Source organism: Pseudoalteromonas sp. THAF3 (assembly GCF_009363775.1).
Taxonomy (GTDB): domain Bacteria; phylum Pseudomonadota; class Gammaproteobacteria; order Enterobacterales; family Alteromonadaceae; genus Pseudoalteromonas; species Pseudoalteromonas ruthenica.
Genome location: NZ_CP045418.1, coordinates 692,197 through 707,693, shown reverse-complemented (window position 1 = coordinate 707,693; position 15,497 = coordinate 692,197). Strand labels below are relative to the sequence as shown.

Below are 15,497 nucleotides of genomic sequence, written 5' to 3'. Positions count from 1 at the left end.
GATGTCTATGCAGTCATTAACCAACCACTTTTTGGTCGCCATGCCCTCGTTACAAGAGCCATTTTTCAAACACGCAGTGGCCTATATTTGCGAGCATAACGACGAAGGCGCCATGGGTTTGGTGATTAACCAACCTATTGATGTCACGGTGGGTGAGTTATTGGACAAAATAGACATCGACAACGATAAAAACCAACAAGCCGCTGGGCGCCAGGTGTTTGCTGGCGGACCGGTGAAAACTGACCGAGGCTTTGTGCTACACACGCCTAAGCCGGGCTACGCGTCATCGCAAAGTTTAAGCTCCGAGATAATGATCACCACCTCCAAAGACGTCCTTGCGAGTCTCACCACCGAGGATGCGCCAGAGCAATTTATCATCACCTTAGGTTATGCCGGTTGGTCTGAGGGTCAGTTAGAGCAAGAGCTATTGGAAAACTCGTGGCTAATTATGGAAGCCGACCCGGAGGTTATTTTCAATACCCCCATCAACGAGCGCTGGCATAAAGCCTTAGAACTTATGGGTATTGATGCTAATAAGCTTAGCTTGGAGGCGGGTCACGCATGAGTGAGTCCTCAAGCTCTAAAATGGGCCAGCGCAGTGTAATGGGCTTTGATTTTGGTACCAAGAGTATTGGCGCCGCCATCGGCCAAGAGTTAACAGGTACTGCTAATGGTCTGCGGGCTATCAAGGCTCGTGATGGTATTCCTAATTGGGATGATGTTCGTACCCTGGTCGATGAATGGCAGCCAGACTTGTTAGTGGTAGGTTTACCACTGAATATGGATGGCAGCGAGCAAGAGCTCACGCGCCGGGCACGGAAGTTTGCCAATCGCCTGCACAATCAAACGGGGTTACCAGTACAAACCCAAGATGAACGACTAACCACGGCCGCCGCCAAGGAGCAGCTATTCGCCGAGGGCGGCTACCGAAACCTAAGTAAAGGCAATATTGATAATGCCTCTGCGGTGCTTATTCTGGAGAGCTTTTTTGCCGCTCAAGGGGGCTATTAAGCACTGCCATCTGCGCTAAATCAGGTATAAACCCCGCTTGCTCGTAAGCTGCTCGAATTCGGCCCTGCTCGCGCAGTTTGGCCAGCCCTTTTTGGAGTGCTTCAAAGGCCTGCTGACCTTGGGGGTGATTACGAGACACTACGAAGTGACGACTGTCTTTTATTTGCACAACAAAGTGCGGATGCGCCTTCAGTGATATGTTATCCAGCTGGTAATGGTTATTATACTGAGGCATCAGTGGCATCAACATAAAGTCGACCCATTGCATCGACACCATGCGCGCTTGCGATAACCATTCATCTTCTTTAATGATGCGTTTTAACGGCAGTGCCTGCAAGGTGCGCCAATCACTGCGCCAGCGCGGCGTGGATACAGCGGTGAGTGCGGTCATATCGGCCAGCGATGTTATACTCTGCACCCGCGTGTTATCTGGGTGACTATAAATTCCCGCATAATACTCACCTTGACGGATCACCGCATCGCTGACAAAAACCGCCTCGCTGAGTATCAGCGCATCAGCACGCCAATAGGTATCAAAGCTAATTAATAATTTACCTTGTTCTAGCAACCGCGTATTACGAAAATTAATCTTGCCGACACGGTAGTTAAAGGTGTACTCGAAGCCGCCTAGACGCAGCGCTTGCTGCGCTACTATCATATCGACCACATCTCGACGCACACGCTTACCGCTAAAGTCGCTGACGGCTAAGGGCGAGCGCCCAGCCAGAAAGGCCACATAATCGGTATAAACATCATCACGCAAATAGATGTCAATGCTTTGCTCCCTGCCCTGAGCAGGCAGTAGCACGGTGAGTATCAGCGCGTAAAAGAACGCCCTGATACTTCTTACGCTTGAGCGTTTAGCTATCGCTATCGTCGCCAAGGCCGTCCACCGTTACCCCTTGTAGGAAGCCTGCACCTTGTTGTTCGTTGTTACGAAGCTTAATCATCAAACGAAGATCGTTCGGTGAGTCAGCGTGGTGCAGCGCATCGGCGTAGTTGATAAGGTTTTGCTTGTACAGATCAAACAGCGCTTGGTCGAAGGTTTGCATGCCCATTTCTTTGGACTTAGCCATCACCTCTTTGATGGAGCCGATTTCGCCTTTTTTGATCAGCTCGGCAATCATCGGTGAGTTTAGTAACACCTCAATCGCTGCCACACGACCATTACCATCTGTGGTAGGGATCAGCTGCTGAGCAATAATGGCGCGCAAGTTAAGGGCTAAATCATATTTGAGCTTGTCATGCTTTTCCTTGGGCACCAAGTGCATAATACGGTCAATGGCTTGGTTGGCGTTGTTGGCGTGCAAGGTAGCAACACACAGATGGCCAGTTTCAGCGAAGCTTAACGCATATTCCATGGTTTCTTGCGAGCGGATCTCACCAATGAGAATTACATCCGGCGCCTGACGCAGCGAGCTCTTCAGTGCAGCCTCAAAACTCTCGGTATCAAGTCCAACCTCACGTTGGGTAATGATACTTTTGTTATGCTCGTGTACGAATTCAATTGGATCCTCAATGGTAAGGATATGGCCTTTTTGGTTGCGGTTACGATAACCCAGTAGCGCCGCCAATGAGGTCGACTTACCGGTGCCGGTACCACCGACGAACAGCACTAGACCACGTTTTTTCATGATCACATCGGTAAGCACTGAAGGCAGACCGAGTTCATTAACGTCGGGTATGGTGGTAACGATACGACGAATAACCATCCCCGCCTGATCACGTTGCCAAAATGCCGAGATACGGAAACGTCCCTCATCGGTGGCAATGGCAAAGTTACATTCTTTAGAGTTATGAAACTCATTGATTTGTTTATCGGACATTGCCGATTCTACCAAGGTCAATGCCTCATCATCACTGAGCACATAGTCATCAAGGGGGGTGAGCTCGCCATTCACTTTGGCACTCACCGGCAAATGCGTAGAAACAAATAAATCCGATGCCTGCAAGGCGATCATCTTCTGCAAATAATGCGCTAAAGGTTGTATCATGGTGTTAATCCTACTACTGACCCGACATGCCGAATTGGGTCTTATCATGGGCTTTCGCCTGCGCTGCCTGTGTGCTGATAAGGCCACGGTTTAACAAGTTTTGTAAGCACTGGTCCATGGTCTGCATACCATGCGCAGCGCCAGTTTGAATCGACGAGTACATCTGCGCGATTTTATCTTCACGAATAAGGTTTCGTATCGCTGGGATACCTATCATAATCTCGTGCGCCGCAATTCGCCCGCCCGACACTTTTTTCAACAGTGTTTGCGAGATAACCGCGCGCAGTGATTCTGAAAGCATCGAACGTACCATGTCTTTTTCTTCACCGGGGAAGACGTCAATAATACGGTCAATGGTTTTTGGTGCTGAGGTGGTGTGCAAGGTGCCAAACACTAAGTGACCTGTTTCTGCTGCGGTCATCGCTAGGCGAATGGTTTCTAAGTCCCGCAGCTCACCGACCAAGATAACGTCGGGGTCTTCACGCAACGCACTGCGCAAGGCATTGTTAAAGCTGTGCGTATCACGGTGAACTTCCCGCTGGTTAATCAAGCTTAGCTTGTTTTGGTGTACGAATTCTATCGGGTCCTCAATGGTGAGGATATGGTCGTGGCGTGATTTATTGATGTAATCAATCATCGCCGCCAAGGTGGTTGATTTACCAGAACCTGTTGGCCCAGTCACCAATACCAGACCACGTGGGTTTTCCGAGATGGTTTTAAATATCTCCGGCGCGCCCAAATCATCCAAGGTCAGCACCTCATTGGGGATGGTACGAAACACCGCTGCTGGGCCTCGGTTAGAATTAAAGGCGTTAACACGAAAACGCGCTAAGTCAGGAACCTCGAACGAGAAATCCACTTCTAGGTTTTCTTCGTATTCTTTGCGCTGTTTATCGTTCATAATGTCGTAGACAAGGCCGCTGACTTCCTTGGCCTCAAGCACGGGAATGTTAATACGGCGCACGTCGCCGTCGACACGAATCATCGGCGATACACCGGCTGAAAGGTGTAAATCCGAGGCCTTGTGTTGCACACTAAAGGCCAATAATTCAGTAATATCCATAACAGGACTCCACAACTAACTGATAACTTTATGGTTACAATAGCAGAACGACTCGATGCCGCCTACGCCCGAATCGCTACGGCGGCAAAAAAATGCAATCGCGATGAAAAAGACATCACTTTAATCGCCGTTTCTAAGAAAAAACCCTTAGAAGATATTTTAGCGGCTTTTGATCATGGTCACCGAGAATTTGCTGAATCCTATGTCCAAGAAGGTGTTGAGAAGGTGCAGGCACTTGACGACCATAAGACAATAGTATGGCATTTTATAGGCCCCATTCAGAGTAATAAAACCAAAGCGATTGCCGAGCACTTCCACTGGGTGCAAAGCGTTGATAGGGAAAAAATTGCTCGGCGTTTAAATGAGCAGCGCCCGACGAATATGAAACCGCTCAATATTCTCATTCAAGTGAATATTGATAACGACGACAATAAGTCTGGCTGTTCAGTAGCACAATTGCCGCAGTTGGCTGAACTCGTTGGCAATAGTCGACAGCTGCACCTGCGTGGATTAATGGCAATCCCAGCAAAAACCGACAGTTTCGATGCGCAACTGCAATCTTTCGAGAAATTAAAGGCTTGCTTTGATAAACTACAGACCCAATATCCACAGCTAGATACCTTGTCCATGGGCATGAGTGCTGATGTGGATGCGGCCATCGCCGCCGGTTCAACCATGGTCCGAGTGGGCACTGCTATATTTGGAGAGCGCAGCTAGGACGTTGAATCGTATATTCTAATAACACAACAAGTTGAGGTTTATATGTCACAAAAAACCATCGCGTTTATTGGTACTGGAAACATGAGCTACGCCATTATTGGCGGCATGGTGAAAAACGGTTTTGCGAAAGAACGCATTATTGCTACCAACCGTAATCAGGAAAAACTCGCGAAGGTCGCCGCTGACTTTGGTGTACAAACCACCTCGGATAACGTTGAAGCGATTAAAAAGGCCGATGTCATCGTGTTGTCGGTTAAGCCACAAATGATGGCGGATTTAGCGCAAAGTTTTATTGATGCTGGTGTTGATTTTAGCGGCAAAGTGTTTATTTCCGTGGCGGCGGGCATTACTGTTGCGCGCTTACAAGAAATGCTCGGCCAACCAGTAAAAATGGTGCGCTGCATGCCAAACACGCCTTCATTATTGGGCCGTGGTGTATCAGGCCTGTATGCCGAAGGTATCAACGAGCAAGAACGCGACTTTATTCAAAGTGTATTTGAATGCACCGGTATCGCTGTATGGGTTGATGAAGAGACGCAAATTAACAACATTATTGCCGTTACTGGCTCTTCACCTGCATACTTCTTCTTGTTTATGGAAGCCATTGAAGAAAAAGCTAAGGCACTAGGCTTTGATGAGCAACAAGCTCGAGCACTAGTACAACAAACAGCTTTGGGTGCAGCGGAGATGGCCTTGTCGCAGGACGATATTAGCATTTCGCAACTGCGCGCTAACGTCACCTCTAAAGGCGGTACCACCCACGCTGCCGTTGAGCACCTAAAAGACCAAGGCCTAGTACAGACTGTTGCCGGAGCCATGGATGCCTGTATTGCCCGTGCCCAAGAGATGGAAAAAGAAATTTAACTTGCGAAGAGACTAAGCTCATGAATGCCATGCAATTTCTTGTTGGGATCGTATTCGATCTATTTTTAATGGTGGTGCTGTTGCGCTTTTGGCTGCAGGCTGTGCGAGCGGATTTCTATAATCCGCTGAGTCAATTTGTGGTGAAGGCCACCAGTTTTGCAGTGAACCCATTACGTAAAATCATCCCCGGTTTTGGCGGTTTGGATATCGCTTCACTGGTGCTGGCATTCATTGTTGCCTTTGCCAAGGTCAGTGTGCTTCTGATGATGTTCCACGGCGGCTGGAGTGCCCCTACGGTGCTTATCTCCGGCGCTCTAACGGTAGTTAAAGAAGGTCTTAACTTACTGTTCTGGGTACTCATTATTCGCGCCATTTTGAGCTGGGTCAGCCAAGGTTACAATCCCATAGAAGCGATTTTCCATCAACTTACTGAACCCATGCTAAGGCCGATACGCAAGGTGATCCCACCCCTTGGTGGCTTAGATCTTTCTATCCTTGTCTTGATTATCGCCTTACAGTTCTTACAAATTTTGTTTATGGACTTTATTGGCTAACCTGAACTCGCAGCAAGCCCCGGCTTTGCTGATCTCTGGTACACTTAAGGGTAAAGAGTGCGTTGGTCGAGCTAAGGCCAACGCCTAACCACAGGAGTCATATTATGAAAACCCTGTTCACTGCATTGCTGTTATGCATACTCAGCATCTCCCCCAGCTATGGCGAGCAAGCCGAAGTTCAAGGGGGTCAATTTAAAAACTTGGGTCACTGGCAAGTACACTATATTGCCTTTCCCTCAACATCCGTTCCCGCAGAAGTTGCGCGTAACTATGACCTAGAACGGGCTGGCGATAGAGCCCTAATCAATATTTCGGTATTACAAAATAACCAAGCCCAAGCCGTCGACATTCAAGGCAGCGCCAAAAACCTCATTGGTCAAACAGAACAGTTAACCTTTAAAGAAATTAAAGAAGGCGAGAGCATCTATTACATAGCCCAAATGCGCTTTGATAACGAAGAAGTTTATCGCTTTGAAATAACCTTAACGCAAGGAAACACAGTTGAAGTGCTGCGTTTCCATCAAAAACTGTACGAACATTAAGAGAGAATACATGACCACTTGGGTGCTAGCCACAGGTAACAAAGGCAAAGTTGCTGAGCTCAGTGCGCTGTTAAGCGAGCTAAATATTGAAATAAAACCACAAAGTGAGTTCCAGGTAAGCGATGTTGCAGAAACTGGCACTACCTTCGTTGAAAACGCCATTATTAAGGCTCGCCACGCCAGCGCCGAAACGGGTCTGCCTGCAATCGCCGATGACTCTGGATTGATTGTTGATGCCCTTGATGGTGCTCCCGGCGTGTATAGCGCTCGCTATGCTGGGGCGAATGCCAACGATGACGACAACATAGATAAATTACTCACGGCCATGCAGGGCAAAAACCAACGCAGTGCCCGCTTTTGCTGTGTGTTAGTGCTGGTGCGCCACCAACACGACCCATTGCCATTAATCTGCCAAGCCACTTGGGAAGGAGAAATCACCTCATCGCGCAGCGGTGCCCAAGGTTTTGGCTATGACCCGGTATTCAAAGTAAATGGTTTGGAAAAAACCAGCGCCGAGCTAAGCAAGGAAGAAAAAAATCGTCTGAGCCATCGTGGACAAGCACTACGCCACTTACTCAGCGCGTTAAAAGGCTAAACAGTGCAACACCTTCCACCTTTGAGCTTATATATTCACATCCCATGGTGTGTCCAAAAATGCCCTTATTGCGATTTCAACAGCCATGCGCAAAAAGGCCAACAAATCCCTGAGCAAGAATATGTCCAGCATCTGCTTGGCGACCTGCGCAATGACGCGCCGCTCGCCTGTGGACGTCCTATTCACAGTATTTTCATTGGTGGTGGTACGCCAAGCTTGCTCTCCGGCCGGGCCATGCAGCAATTACTTGACGGTGTAAGAGCGCTCATTCCCTTGCAGGACAATGCCGAAGTGACCTTGGAGGCAAACCCAGGCACAGTTGAGGCGGGGCGTTTCAGTGAGTATGTCCAAGCCGGCGTCAATCGCATCTCTATCGGGGTGCAATCAATGCAACAAGATAAGCTGAAAGCTTTGGGCCGCATTCATAGCCAAGAAGAAGCCATCAATGCGGCAAAACAAGCCCATGATGTTGGCCTTCGCAGCTTTAACCTCGATTTGATGCACGGCCTCCCCGGCCAGTCTATTGATGATGCATTGGCAGACTTAACACAAATCATCGCGCTGCAACCCCCGCACATTTCTTGGTATCAGCTTACTATTGAGCCTAACACGCAATTTTACTCCAAGCCCCCGACCCTGCCAGAGGACGACACCTTATGGCAAATCCAAGAAAGCGGGCAAGCACTGTTGGCCGAAGCGGGCTACCAGCAGTATGAAATTTCCGGCTACGCAAAGCCGGGGCATCAGTGCCAACACAACTTAAATTATTGGCGATTCGGCGATTATTTAGGCATAGGCTGTGGCGCTCATGGCAAAATAACCAAGCCTGATGGGCAGATCGTGCGCACCGAGAAGGTCAAGCACCCGCGCGGCTATATGGATTTAACCAAGCCATATTTGTATCGCGACTGGTCAGTCAGCGAACAAGAGCGGCCATTTGAGTTTATGATGAATCGCTTGCGGTTAATGGAGTCTTGCCCTATCACTGAATTTGCCCAGCTGACCGGCTTGGCGTTATCGCATATTGAGCCGCAGCTGCAACGAGCGCAGCAACTAGGGTTAATCGCATTAGATAATACCCAACTAACAGTCACAGCTCAGGGTCATCGTTACCTTAATGAGTTACTTGCGCTCTTTGTTGACGATTAAACTTCGGCTTATAGAGTAGCCACAAACACAGAAGGATAAGCACAATGAGGTGGGTGTTTTTGCTAATAACACTGTTGGCTGGTACGGCGCACAGCGCCACTAATGAGCCGGTCATTAAAGACTTTGGGCTCTTTTATCCGGTACCCGATAGTGACCCTATTGGCCAGGACATGCACTTTAAAATTGCCTTTGACGTGGCCTCTGGGGCACCGGTTGGTGAGCAAAATAACCACATCAACTCATTAGCCCGATTTATAAACATGCATGTGGCCCATGGCGTGAATCCAAAAAATATAGCATTGGCACTGGTGGTTCATGGCGATGCGACCCAAGATGTACTCAAGAGCAGTGAATACCAAGCGCGATTTGCCGCTGATAATGCCAACGCTTCGTTAATTCGCCAACTGCTCGCAAATAATACCCAAGTGTATGTGTGCGGCCAATCGGCAAAGCACAACAACATCAATGCTAAGCAGTTGTTGCCTGGGGTCCGCATGGCCCTTTCTGCCATGACCGCCCATGCACAATTACAACAACAAGGGTATACACTGAATCCATTTTAGCGATATAGCAGCCAATAGCGCAGTCCTGCATTTAGCCTAACGACTGTGATACTTGGCGCTATGTGCAATATTAAAACAACAAGTGAAATAGGTATCTAACTATGCGTAAGCTCACTCTAATCGCGGCCACTGTCAGTGCCGCACTACTGGCTGGCTGCCAAGGCACCCCAGCAAATAACAGCACTGCTAACAGTGCGCCAGTACAGCAGCAAGTGGTGCAATCGGAAGTAGCAAAGGCCAATGCATTTTTCGAAGAGGTCTTTAACCGTAATGTGATGCGCAGCCCTGTGTACCAAACCTACATGGGCATTAAAAAAGACTATGACAAGTGGGACGATGAAAGCGAAGCACGCGCGAAAGAAGATTTAGCGTTAGCGAAAAAAGATCTCGCCACGCTGGCGACCATAGATCGCGCTAAGCTCGATGCGAATACCCAGATCAGCTATGACCTAATGCAACAAAATTTAGAGCAAAGCATCGCTGATTACCAATGGCGCTACCACAACTACCCAGTTAACCAAATGTTTGGCACCCACTCTATGGTGGCGGCGTTCCTTATCAACCAACACCAAATCAGCACTGTCGAGGATGCCAAAGCCTACATTGCTCGTTTAAATGGGGTGCCTAAGCTATTTACACAGCTACAAACCAATTTACAAACTCGCGCAGACAAAGGCATCATTGCCCCGAAATTTGTATTCCCACACGTCATTGAAGCCAGCCAGAACATCATTAAAGGTGCCCCCTTCGGTGGTGATAAAGACTCTACCTTATTGGCCGACTTTAAACGCAAAGTCGACAAGCTAGATATCGACAATGGCGATAAGAGCGCCTTAATTGCCGAAGCCACCGAAGCGCTACAAGTCTCAGTCAAGCCAGCATATAACGGCTTAATCAGCTACCTACAACAGCTTGAAAAACGCGCCGATAACCGTGACGGTGCTTGGAAATTCCCTGATGGAAAAGCCTTCTATAACACCATGCTGGAGCGCACCACCACCACCGATTTAAGCGCGGAACAAATCCACGCCATCGGTCTTGCGGAAGTACAGCGCATTCATGATGAAATGCGCGCTATTAAAGAAAAAGTCGGCTTCGAGGGCGATTTAAAAGCGTTCATGGAGTTTATGAAAACCGATGAGCAATTCTATTACCCCGATACCGAAGCCGGTCGCGAAGCATACCTAAATGAAGCTATTCGTGTGATTGATGACATGAAGGGACGCCTCGATGAGCTGTTCTTAGTAAAACCTGAAGCCGGACTAAAAGTAAAACGTGTCGAGGCATTCCGCGAAAAGTCAGCGGGTAAAGCCTTCTATCAACAGCCGGCTCCCGATGGCTCACGCCCAGGTGTCTACTACGCTAACTTGTATGACATGGAAGCCATGCCCACCTATCAGTTGGAAGCCTTGGCTTATCACGAGGGGATCCCAGGTCACCACATGCAAATCGCCATTGCCCAAGAGCTCGAAGGCGTGCCTAACTTCCGTAAATACGGGCGTTTTACCGCTTACACCGAAGGCTGGGGACTGTACTCAGAGCTGCTGCCAAAAGAAATGGGGCTGTATCAAGACCCTTACTCTGACTTTGGCCGTTTAGCGATGGAACTTTGGCGCGCATGCCGCTTGGTTGTAGATACCGGTATCCACGCTAAACGTTGGACGCGTCAACAGGGTATAGACTACTACGTCAATAACACCCCTAATGCAACGTCAGACGCAGTGAAAATGGTTGAGCGTCATATCGTTATGCCATCACAAGCCACCGCTTATAAGATTGGTATGCTGAAAATCGTTGAGCTGCGCGAGCAAGCTAAACAGGCGCTCGGTGATAAATTCGATATTCGTGAATACCACAATATCGTGCTTAAGAATGGCCCAGTACCACTGAACCTACTTGAAGAAATGGTTGCCGAATGGGTCGCTAGCAAGCAGGCATAAGGCAAGAGAAACAGTAGCCGTAACAAGCAAAAAGTTTGTTACGGCTTTTTTATGTTCGCACTAAAGCCCGCTGTCTTAGGGCTAATCCACCAAGTAATACTCAATGGTGCTCACCACCCTGACCTTTTTTAAATGCGGCGAGTTGGAATCGCGGCTGCTAATGCTAAATTGGCCTTGGCGCGCCGACTTAATTTTGCCGAGCGTTGATTGCGAATCATGGGCAAATTTGGTCGCCACTTCACGGGCATTATGAGTTGCCTGTTCAATCATCTGCGGTTTTAAGTCATTCAAGCTCGTGAATAAATACTCAATACGATTGCTGTAGCTATCGCCACTGACAGCAATTCCTTGTTTTGCCAGTTCACTGATCTGACTGCTCGCATGACGAACTTTCTCGGGGTCTTGGCTGTACACCGACATATTCGCGGTCACCAGGTACCTTAACCCCACTTGCTCTGGACCATATTGTTGGGCTTTCTTGTCTACCACCGCGACCTGGCCGAGGGATATTTCTTCATCACTGAAACCATGCAGTTTTAAAAAGGCCACCACAGCAGCTTGCTTTTTCTCCACCGCCGCCATCACATCATCAAGTTTATCCCCCGCCTCGGTAAAGGCAATGGGCCAAATGGCGGTATCTGCATGCACTTGCTGCTCGGCCAAACCTTTAACCGTGACCGTTCTGTCCATGGCTTTAAATTGCACTATTGCGCTGTGTAGCAAAAAACCAATTGAGGCCAGCCCCAAAGCTAACAAAAATGCCGGTAATATATTGATGTGCGTTATACTTTTGTGCATTGATGCTTTCCTTTTACAGCAAGTGTGAGAGTATATTTCAGTGATCAGTGTACCAAAAAGAGTGAGCTATGAGCGTAAAACGCATTAGTCAGTTCTTCAACCCCCAATCGATTGCCGTTATTGGCGCCTCTAATAACCCCTCGCGCCCTGGTTACATCGTGATGCGTAACTTGCTACAAGGGGGCTTCAATGGCCCCATTATGCCAGTCACACCGAAATATGAAGCGGTACATGGGGTACTGGCCTATGCCGATATTGCCAGTCTGCCACAGACTCCTAGTCTCGCGGTGATCTGCACCAATAAGCAGACCATTGCGAGCTTACTTAGTGAATTAGCCGCTCGCCAATGCCACAATGTTATTGTTATCGCCGCCGGGCTTAGCAGCGAGCAAAAGCACAGCCTCACGCAGCATTGTAAGGCGCTGGGAATGAATTTACTGGGGCCCAATTGCTTGGGTTTGATGATCCCCCATTTAGGCGTTAATGGCAGCTTTTCACACACTGTCACCCGCCCAGGGAAGCTCGCTTTTATCTCTCAGTCGGCAGCGGTGTGCTCAACCATTTTAGACTGGGCCGACCATAAAGATATTGGCTTTTCTTATTTTGTCTCTGTCGGGGATTGCCTCGATATCGATTTTGGCGAGCTGCTTGATTTTCTCGGTCGCGACGCGCGCACTAAAGCGGTATTACTTTACATTGATAACCTCAAAGACATTCGTGGCTTTATTTCTGCGGCCCGTGCTGCTGCTTTTAGTAAACCGGTGATTGTTATCAAAACCGGACGTACCGAGGCCGGCGCCCAAGCTGCTTTCGCTCACACCGGCGGCAACACTAGTTCAGATGCGGTATATGATGCCCTCATTCAGCGTGCCGGTATGCTCAGAGTTGCTGATTTACACGAGCTATTTGCCGCCACGCAAACTCTGGCGCTGCACCCTAAACTGCTCAAAGTCGAACCGCTGTGTATTCTTACCAATGGCGGCGGCCCAGCGGTGATGGCTGTGGACAGCCTACTACAGAGCTCCGGTAAACTCTGTGAGCTCAGTGACGAGACCTTGGCGGCGCTCAATGCGGTGATCCCACAATCAGAAGCAGCCGCTAACCCGGTGGATATTTTCGGCGACTCCGACCCGGGACGCTATCAACAAGCCTTGGAAATATTGCTCGAAGCCAAAGAAGTGGAGAACTTATTAATTATTCACACTCCTTCTGCACTGGCGCCGAGTACCGAGTATGCAAAAATCATTGTCGATACCGTGGCCCAAGTCGATAGCCGTCGTCGTCCTTTTGTGATGACCAATTTTATGGGTGAAAATGCCGCTTATGAAGCGCGCAAGATATGCGCCCAAGGCGGCATTCCCACCTACCGCACACCAGAGGGCGCAGTAGGTGCATATATGCACTTAATTAACTATCGCCGTAACCAAAAGCACTTAACGCAAACCCCTGAGTCCATCGTTGATGAGTTAGCAATTAATGCCCAGGATACCCAAGGTGCTATTAATGCTCATTTAAGTCGCGGTGAAACCCACCTCAGTACCCACCAAGCGGCGCCCTTATTGGCCTATTATGGTATTGATACGGTGACTACCCATATCGCCACCACTCCCAGCGAAGCTGCTGAGGTGGCCAGCGAATGTGGCTTTCCGGTTGTGTTAAAGCTGATTAGCCCTGACATTGCTAGCAAATCTGAGGTCGGAGGCGTGCTGCTCAACCTCAATGATGCACATGAGGTAGAGCAAGCCGCGTTTGCTATCTTGCTGCGTATCAAGCAAACCTACCCACAGGCCAATATTCATGGCTTTTCCATCCAACCTATGGTGCCGCGCGCCGGTACTCATGAGCTGCGCATTGCCATTAAAACCGATCCCCAATTTGGGCCAGTGATCCTGCTGGGTGAGGCCGGGAGCGCCCTTGATTTTTCACAAGCGGCGGTCGCCCTGCCGCCGTTAAACATGAATTTGGCCAAGTACCTGATTGCCAGCGCCCAAGATAAGGGCGTACTCAAGGAGCGGACGCTACCAGAAAAAGTGGATAAATATCGACTCTGTGCACTACTGACCCGGGTGTCACAGCTGATAATCGATCAACCGGATATTCATCACTTGGAGCTAAACCCACTGCTTGCCACCCAAGGCCAGTTTTTGGTGCTCGATGCTTGTATTGAAATCAGTCACTACCAACGCCTAGCACATCGTAAGCGTTTGGCCATTCGCCCCTACCCTAAAGAATGGGAGCGTTCGGTGACACTCAAAGATGGCTCTCAAGCCTTACTGCGCCCTATCCGCCCCGAAGACGAGCAAGCACACCGTGAGTTTGATGAATCTTTGTCGAAAGAGGATCGTTATCGCCGTTTTTTTGGCGAAATGCCCCATTTTAGCCATGAACAATTAGCGAAAATGACTCAGATAGACTACGACAGAGAAATGGCGTTTATTGTCACCCGTAAACACCATGCTAAAGACTGCACCTTAGGTGTATCACGGGTACTTATGGACCCAGATAATGCCATAGCGGAGTTTGCCATTGTCATTGGCTCGCAGTATCAAGGTTTGGGCCTAGGCCGGCTGCTCCTACAGGCTGCCATTGACTACTGTAAAGAGCAAGGGGTTGCCAGCGTTCAAGGGACCACCTTGTGGGAGAACACCGGAATGATTGAGTTGGCACGCAAGCTCGGATTTACCGTGCATCGCGACTTTGAAGAAGGCACGATAGAGATGATCTTGGCGCTGAATAATGAATGAGAAACGATGATAAGAATAAGAAATACCTTAGCGCAAGTATTTGAATCACGAGGCCGCGTACGCCATTACGGCTACGCCTTTGACGCTATTTTAGTGGCACTGATCCTCGCCAATGTCATTGCCATTGTAATTGAGTCGGTGCCCAGTGTTGCTAAACAGCACATTGGCTTTTTCGCTTATTTTGAGCTTATATCGGTGAGCATTTTTACCCTTGAGTATTTGGCTCGGTTGTGGACCAGTGTTGATTTGGAGCGCTTTGAGAACAGCACTTTGAGTGATACGCAACGGCGCCTGCGCTACCTTTGCTCGCCCATGGCCATTATCGATTTGTTGGCTATTCTGCCCTCTCTACTGGTGTTCTTTGTGTCCTTCGACTTGCGCTTTTTGCGGGTCTTACGACTGCTGCGTATCTTCAAACTCACACGCTACTCGCGGGCCATGCAGTTGCTGCTGCAAACCATTCGAGAAGAAAGTGGCTCTTTGTTTGCGGCCTTCTCTATTATGGCGGTGATTTTAATCGTCGCCGCCAGTGGCATTTACTTACTGGAACATGATGTCCAACCCGATAAGTTTGGCTCTATTCCCAAGGCCATGTGGTGGGCATTGATCACCCTGACGACCGTAGGGTATGGCGATGTCGTGCCGATCACCGGGTTAGGCAAGGTATTCGGTGGCATCATTACCATTTTAAGTATGGGGATGGTGGCCATTCCCACTGGCTTATTGGCATCTAGCTTCTCCGACCAACTGCGCCAACGTCGTGATAGATACAGCGAAACAGCTTACCAACTGATGGAAGACGGAGTGATTTGTGTTGATGATCGTGAACATCTCGATGAACTAAGAGTAGAGCTGGGTCTGAGCAAGCAAGAGTGCGCGCAAATAGAGCAACAAGTACGGGAAAAACATCCTTTAAAGCGCTTTTGCCCACATTGTGGGCATCACCTAAATTAGCTGCGG

The 15,497-nt window shown here is 49.0% G+C and carries 16 protein-coding genes; 12 read left to right on the top strand and 4 right to left on the bottom strand.

What is annotated here, in order from left to right; translation table 11 throughout:
* The first annotated feature begins 7 nt into the window (after positions 1–7).
* Together FIU82_RS03260 and ruvX are read left to right on the top strand one after the other, a co-directional pair.
* Complete coding sequence (locus tag FIU82_RS03260; RefSeq protein WP_022946313.1) at positions 8–565, top strand: YqgE/AlgH family protein; 558 nt, start codon at positions 8–10, stop codon at positions 563–565.
* A complete protein-coding gene (ruvX, locus tag FIU82_RS03255; protein ID WP_022946314.1) occupies positions 562–1,011 on the top strand; it encodes a Holliday junction resolvase RuvX in 450 nt (149 codons plus the stop codon). Before FIU82_RS03260 ends, ruvX begins: the two co-directional genes overlap by 4 nt.
* Here ruvX and FIU82_RS03250 read toward each other — a convergent pair.
* Genes FIU82_RS03250 through FIU82_RS03240 form a run of 3 tightly spaced genes read right to left on the bottom strand, consistent with a single transcriptional unit; the run spans position 971 to position 4,068 of the window.
* Positions 971–1,894 (bottom strand): hypothetical protein, encoded by a 924-nt coding sequence (locus tag FIU82_RS03250; protein WP_253946338.1) that lies wholly within the window; start codon positions 1,892–1,894, stop codon positions 971–973. The two genes, ruvX and FIU82_RS03250, sit on opposite strands and share 41 nt — an antisense overlap.
* A complete protein-coding gene (locus tag FIU82_RS03245; protein WP_022946316.1) occupies positions 1,872–3,005 on the bottom strand; it encodes a PilT/PilU family type 4a pilus ATPase in 1,134 nt (377 codons plus the stop codon). Before FIU82_RS03245 ends, FIU82_RS03250 begins: the two co-directional genes overlap by 23 nt.
* A gap of 13 nt (positions 3,006–3,018) precedes the next feature.
* On the bottom strand, positions 3,019–4,068 hold the full coding sequence (locus tag FIU82_RS03240; RefSeq protein WP_022946317.1) for a type IV pilus twitching motility protein PilT: 1,050 nt from the start codon (positions 4,066–4,068) through the stop codon (positions 3,019–3,021).
* Between the two features lie 30 nt (positions 4,069–4,098).
* On the opposite strand from FIU82_RS03240, the gene FIU82_RS03235 reads away from it, so the two are divergent.
* The 8 genes from FIU82_RS03235 (at position 4,099) to FIU82_RS03200 (ending at position 10,995) form a co-directional block, all read left to right on the top strand.
* Complete coding sequence (locus tag FIU82_RS03235; protein ID WP_152440328.1) at positions 4,099–4,785, top strand: YggS family pyridoxal phosphate-dependent enzyme; 687 nt, start codon at positions 4,099–4,101, stop codon at positions 4,783–4,785.
* 45 nt (positions 4,786–4,830) lie between these two features.
* Complete coding sequence (gene proC / locus FIU82_RS03230; protein ID WP_152440327.1) at positions 4,831–5,652, top strand: pyrroline-5-carboxylate reductase; 822 nt, start codon at positions 4,831–4,833, stop codon at positions 5,650–5,652.
* Positions 5,653–5,672: 20 nt separating this feature from the next.
* The gene (locus tag FIU82_RS03225) at positions 5,673–6,206 is read left to right on the top strand and encodes a YggT family protein (protein WP_022946320.1); all 534 of its coding nucleotides are present in this window, start codon (positions 5,673–5,675) and stop codon (positions 6,204–6,206) included.
* 104 nt (positions 6,207–6,310) lie between these two features.
* Positions 6,311–6,748: a DUF4426 domain-containing protein gene (locus FIU82_RS03220; protein ID WP_053910609.1), complete on the top strand. Its 438-nt coding sequence runs from the start codon at positions 6,311–6,313 to the stop codon at positions 6,746–6,748.
* A gap of 10 nt (positions 6,749–6,758) precedes the next feature.
* Positions 6,759–7,343: an XTP/dITP diphosphatase gene (locus FIU82_RS03215; RefSeq protein ID WP_152440326.1), complete on the top strand. Its 585-nt coding sequence runs from the start codon at positions 6,759–6,761 to the stop codon at positions 7,341–7,343.
* Between the two features lie 3 nt (positions 7,344–7,346).
* The gene (gene hemW / locus FIU82_RS03210; protein WP_152440325.1) at positions 7,347–8,492 is read left to right on the top strand and encodes a radical SAM family heme chaperone HemW; all 1,146 of its coding nucleotides are present in this window, start codon (positions 7,347–7,349) and stop codon (positions 8,490–8,492) included.
* Between the two features lie 44 nt (positions 8,493–8,536).
* Entirely contained in the window at positions 8,537–9,055 is a 519-nt protein-coding gene (locus FIU82_RS03205; protein ID WP_022946324.1) for a DsrE family protein, read from the top strand.
* A 101-nt stretch (positions 9,056–9,156) separates the two neighbouring features.
* Positions 9,157–10,995, top strand: coding sequence for a DUF885 family protein (locus FIU82_RS03200; protein WP_152440324.1), 1,839 nt, complete (start codon positions 9,157–9,159; stop codon positions 10,993–10,995).
* 81 nt (positions 10,996–11,076) lie between these two features.
* Here the strand turns inward: FIU82_RS03200 and FIU82_RS03195 are convergent, their stop codons facing one another.
* A complete protein-coding gene (locus FIU82_RS03195; RefSeq protein ID WP_152440323.1) occupies positions 11,077–11,793 on the bottom strand; it encodes an SIMPL domain-containing protein in 717 nt (238 codons plus the stop codon).
* Positions 11,794–11,861: 68 nt separating this feature from the next.
* Here FIU82_RS03195 and FIU82_RS03190 point away from each other — a divergent pair, with 68 nt between their 5' ends.
* Both FIU82_RS03190 and FIU82_RS03185 read left to right on the top strand, forming a co-directional pair.
* Positions 11,862–14,537 (top strand): bifunctional acetate--CoA ligase family protein/GNAT family N-acetyltransferase, encoded by a 2,676-nt coding sequence (locus tag FIU82_RS03190; RefSeq protein ID WP_152440322.1) that lies wholly within the window; start codon positions 11,862–11,864, stop codon positions 14,535–14,537.
* A gap of 6 nt (positions 14,538–14,543) precedes the next feature.
* Complete coding sequence (locus FIU82_RS03185) at positions 14,544–15,491, top strand: ion transporter (RefSeq protein WP_045979579.1); 948 nt, start codon at positions 14,544–14,546, stop codon at positions 15,489–15,491.
* Positions 15,492–15,497: the final 6 nt, after the last annotated feature.

What these genes read in the sequence shown, in the direction of transcription:
- FIU82_RS03235 (WP_152440328.1), top strand. Translation starts at nt 4,099, where the DNA reads ATGGTTACAATAGCAGAACGACTCGATGCCGCCTACGCCCGAATCGCT.
- proC (WP_152440327.1), top strand. Translation starts at nt 4,831, where the DNA reads ATGTCACAAAAAACCATCGCGTTTATTGGTACTGGAAACATGAGCTAC.
- FIU82_RS03185 (WP_045979579.1), top strand. Translation starts at nt 14,544, where the DNA reads ATGATAAGAATAAGAAATACCTTAGCGCAAGTATTTGAATCACGAGGC.
- FIU82_RS03215 (WP_152440326.1), top strand. Translation starts at nt 6,759, where the DNA reads ATGACCACTTGGGTGCTAGCCACAGGTAACAAAGGCAAAGTTGCTGAG.
- FIU82_RS03260 (WP_022946313.1), top strand. Translation starts at nt 8, where the DNA reads ATGCAGTCATTAACCAACCACTTTTTGGTCGCCATGCCCTCGTTACAA.
- FIU82_RS03245 (WP_022946316.1), bottom strand. Translation starts at nt 3,005, where the DNA reads ATGATACAACCTTTAGCGCATTATTTGCAGAAGATGATCGCCTTGCAG.
- FIU82_RS03205 (WP_022946324.1), top strand. Translation starts at nt 8,537, where the DNA reads ATGAGGTGGGTGTTTTTGCTAATAACACTGTTGGCTGGTACGGCGCAC.
- FIU82_RS03195 (WP_152440323.1), bottom strand. Translation starts at nt 11,793, where the DNA reads ATGCACAAAAGTATAACGCACATCAATATATTACCGGCATTTTTGTTA.
- FIU82_RS03220 (WP_053910609.1), top strand. Translation starts at nt 6,311, where the DNA reads ATGAAAACCCTGTTCACTGCATTGCTGTTATGCATACTCAGCATCTCC.
- FIU82_RS03225 (WP_022946320.1), top strand. Translation starts at nt 5,673, where the DNA reads ATGAATGCCATGCAATTTCTTGTTGGGATCGTATTCGATCTATTTTTA.
- FIU82_RS03240 (WP_022946317.1), bottom strand. Translation starts at nt 4,068, where the DNA reads ATGGATATTACTGAATTATTGGCCTTTAGTGTGCAACACAAGGCCTCG.
- ruvX (WP_022946314.1), top strand. Translation starts at nt 562, where the DNA reads ATGAGTGAGTCCTCAAGCTCTAAAATGGGCCAGCGCAGTGTAATGGGC.
- FIU82_RS03190 (WP_152440322.1), top strand. Translation starts at nt 11,862, where the DNA reads ATGAGCGTAAAACGCATTAGTCAGTTCTTCAACCCCCAATCGATTGCC.
- FIU82_RS03200 (WP_152440324.1), top strand. Translation starts at nt 9,157, where the DNA reads ATGCGTAAGCTCACTCTAATCGCGGCCACTGTCAGTGCCGCACTACTG.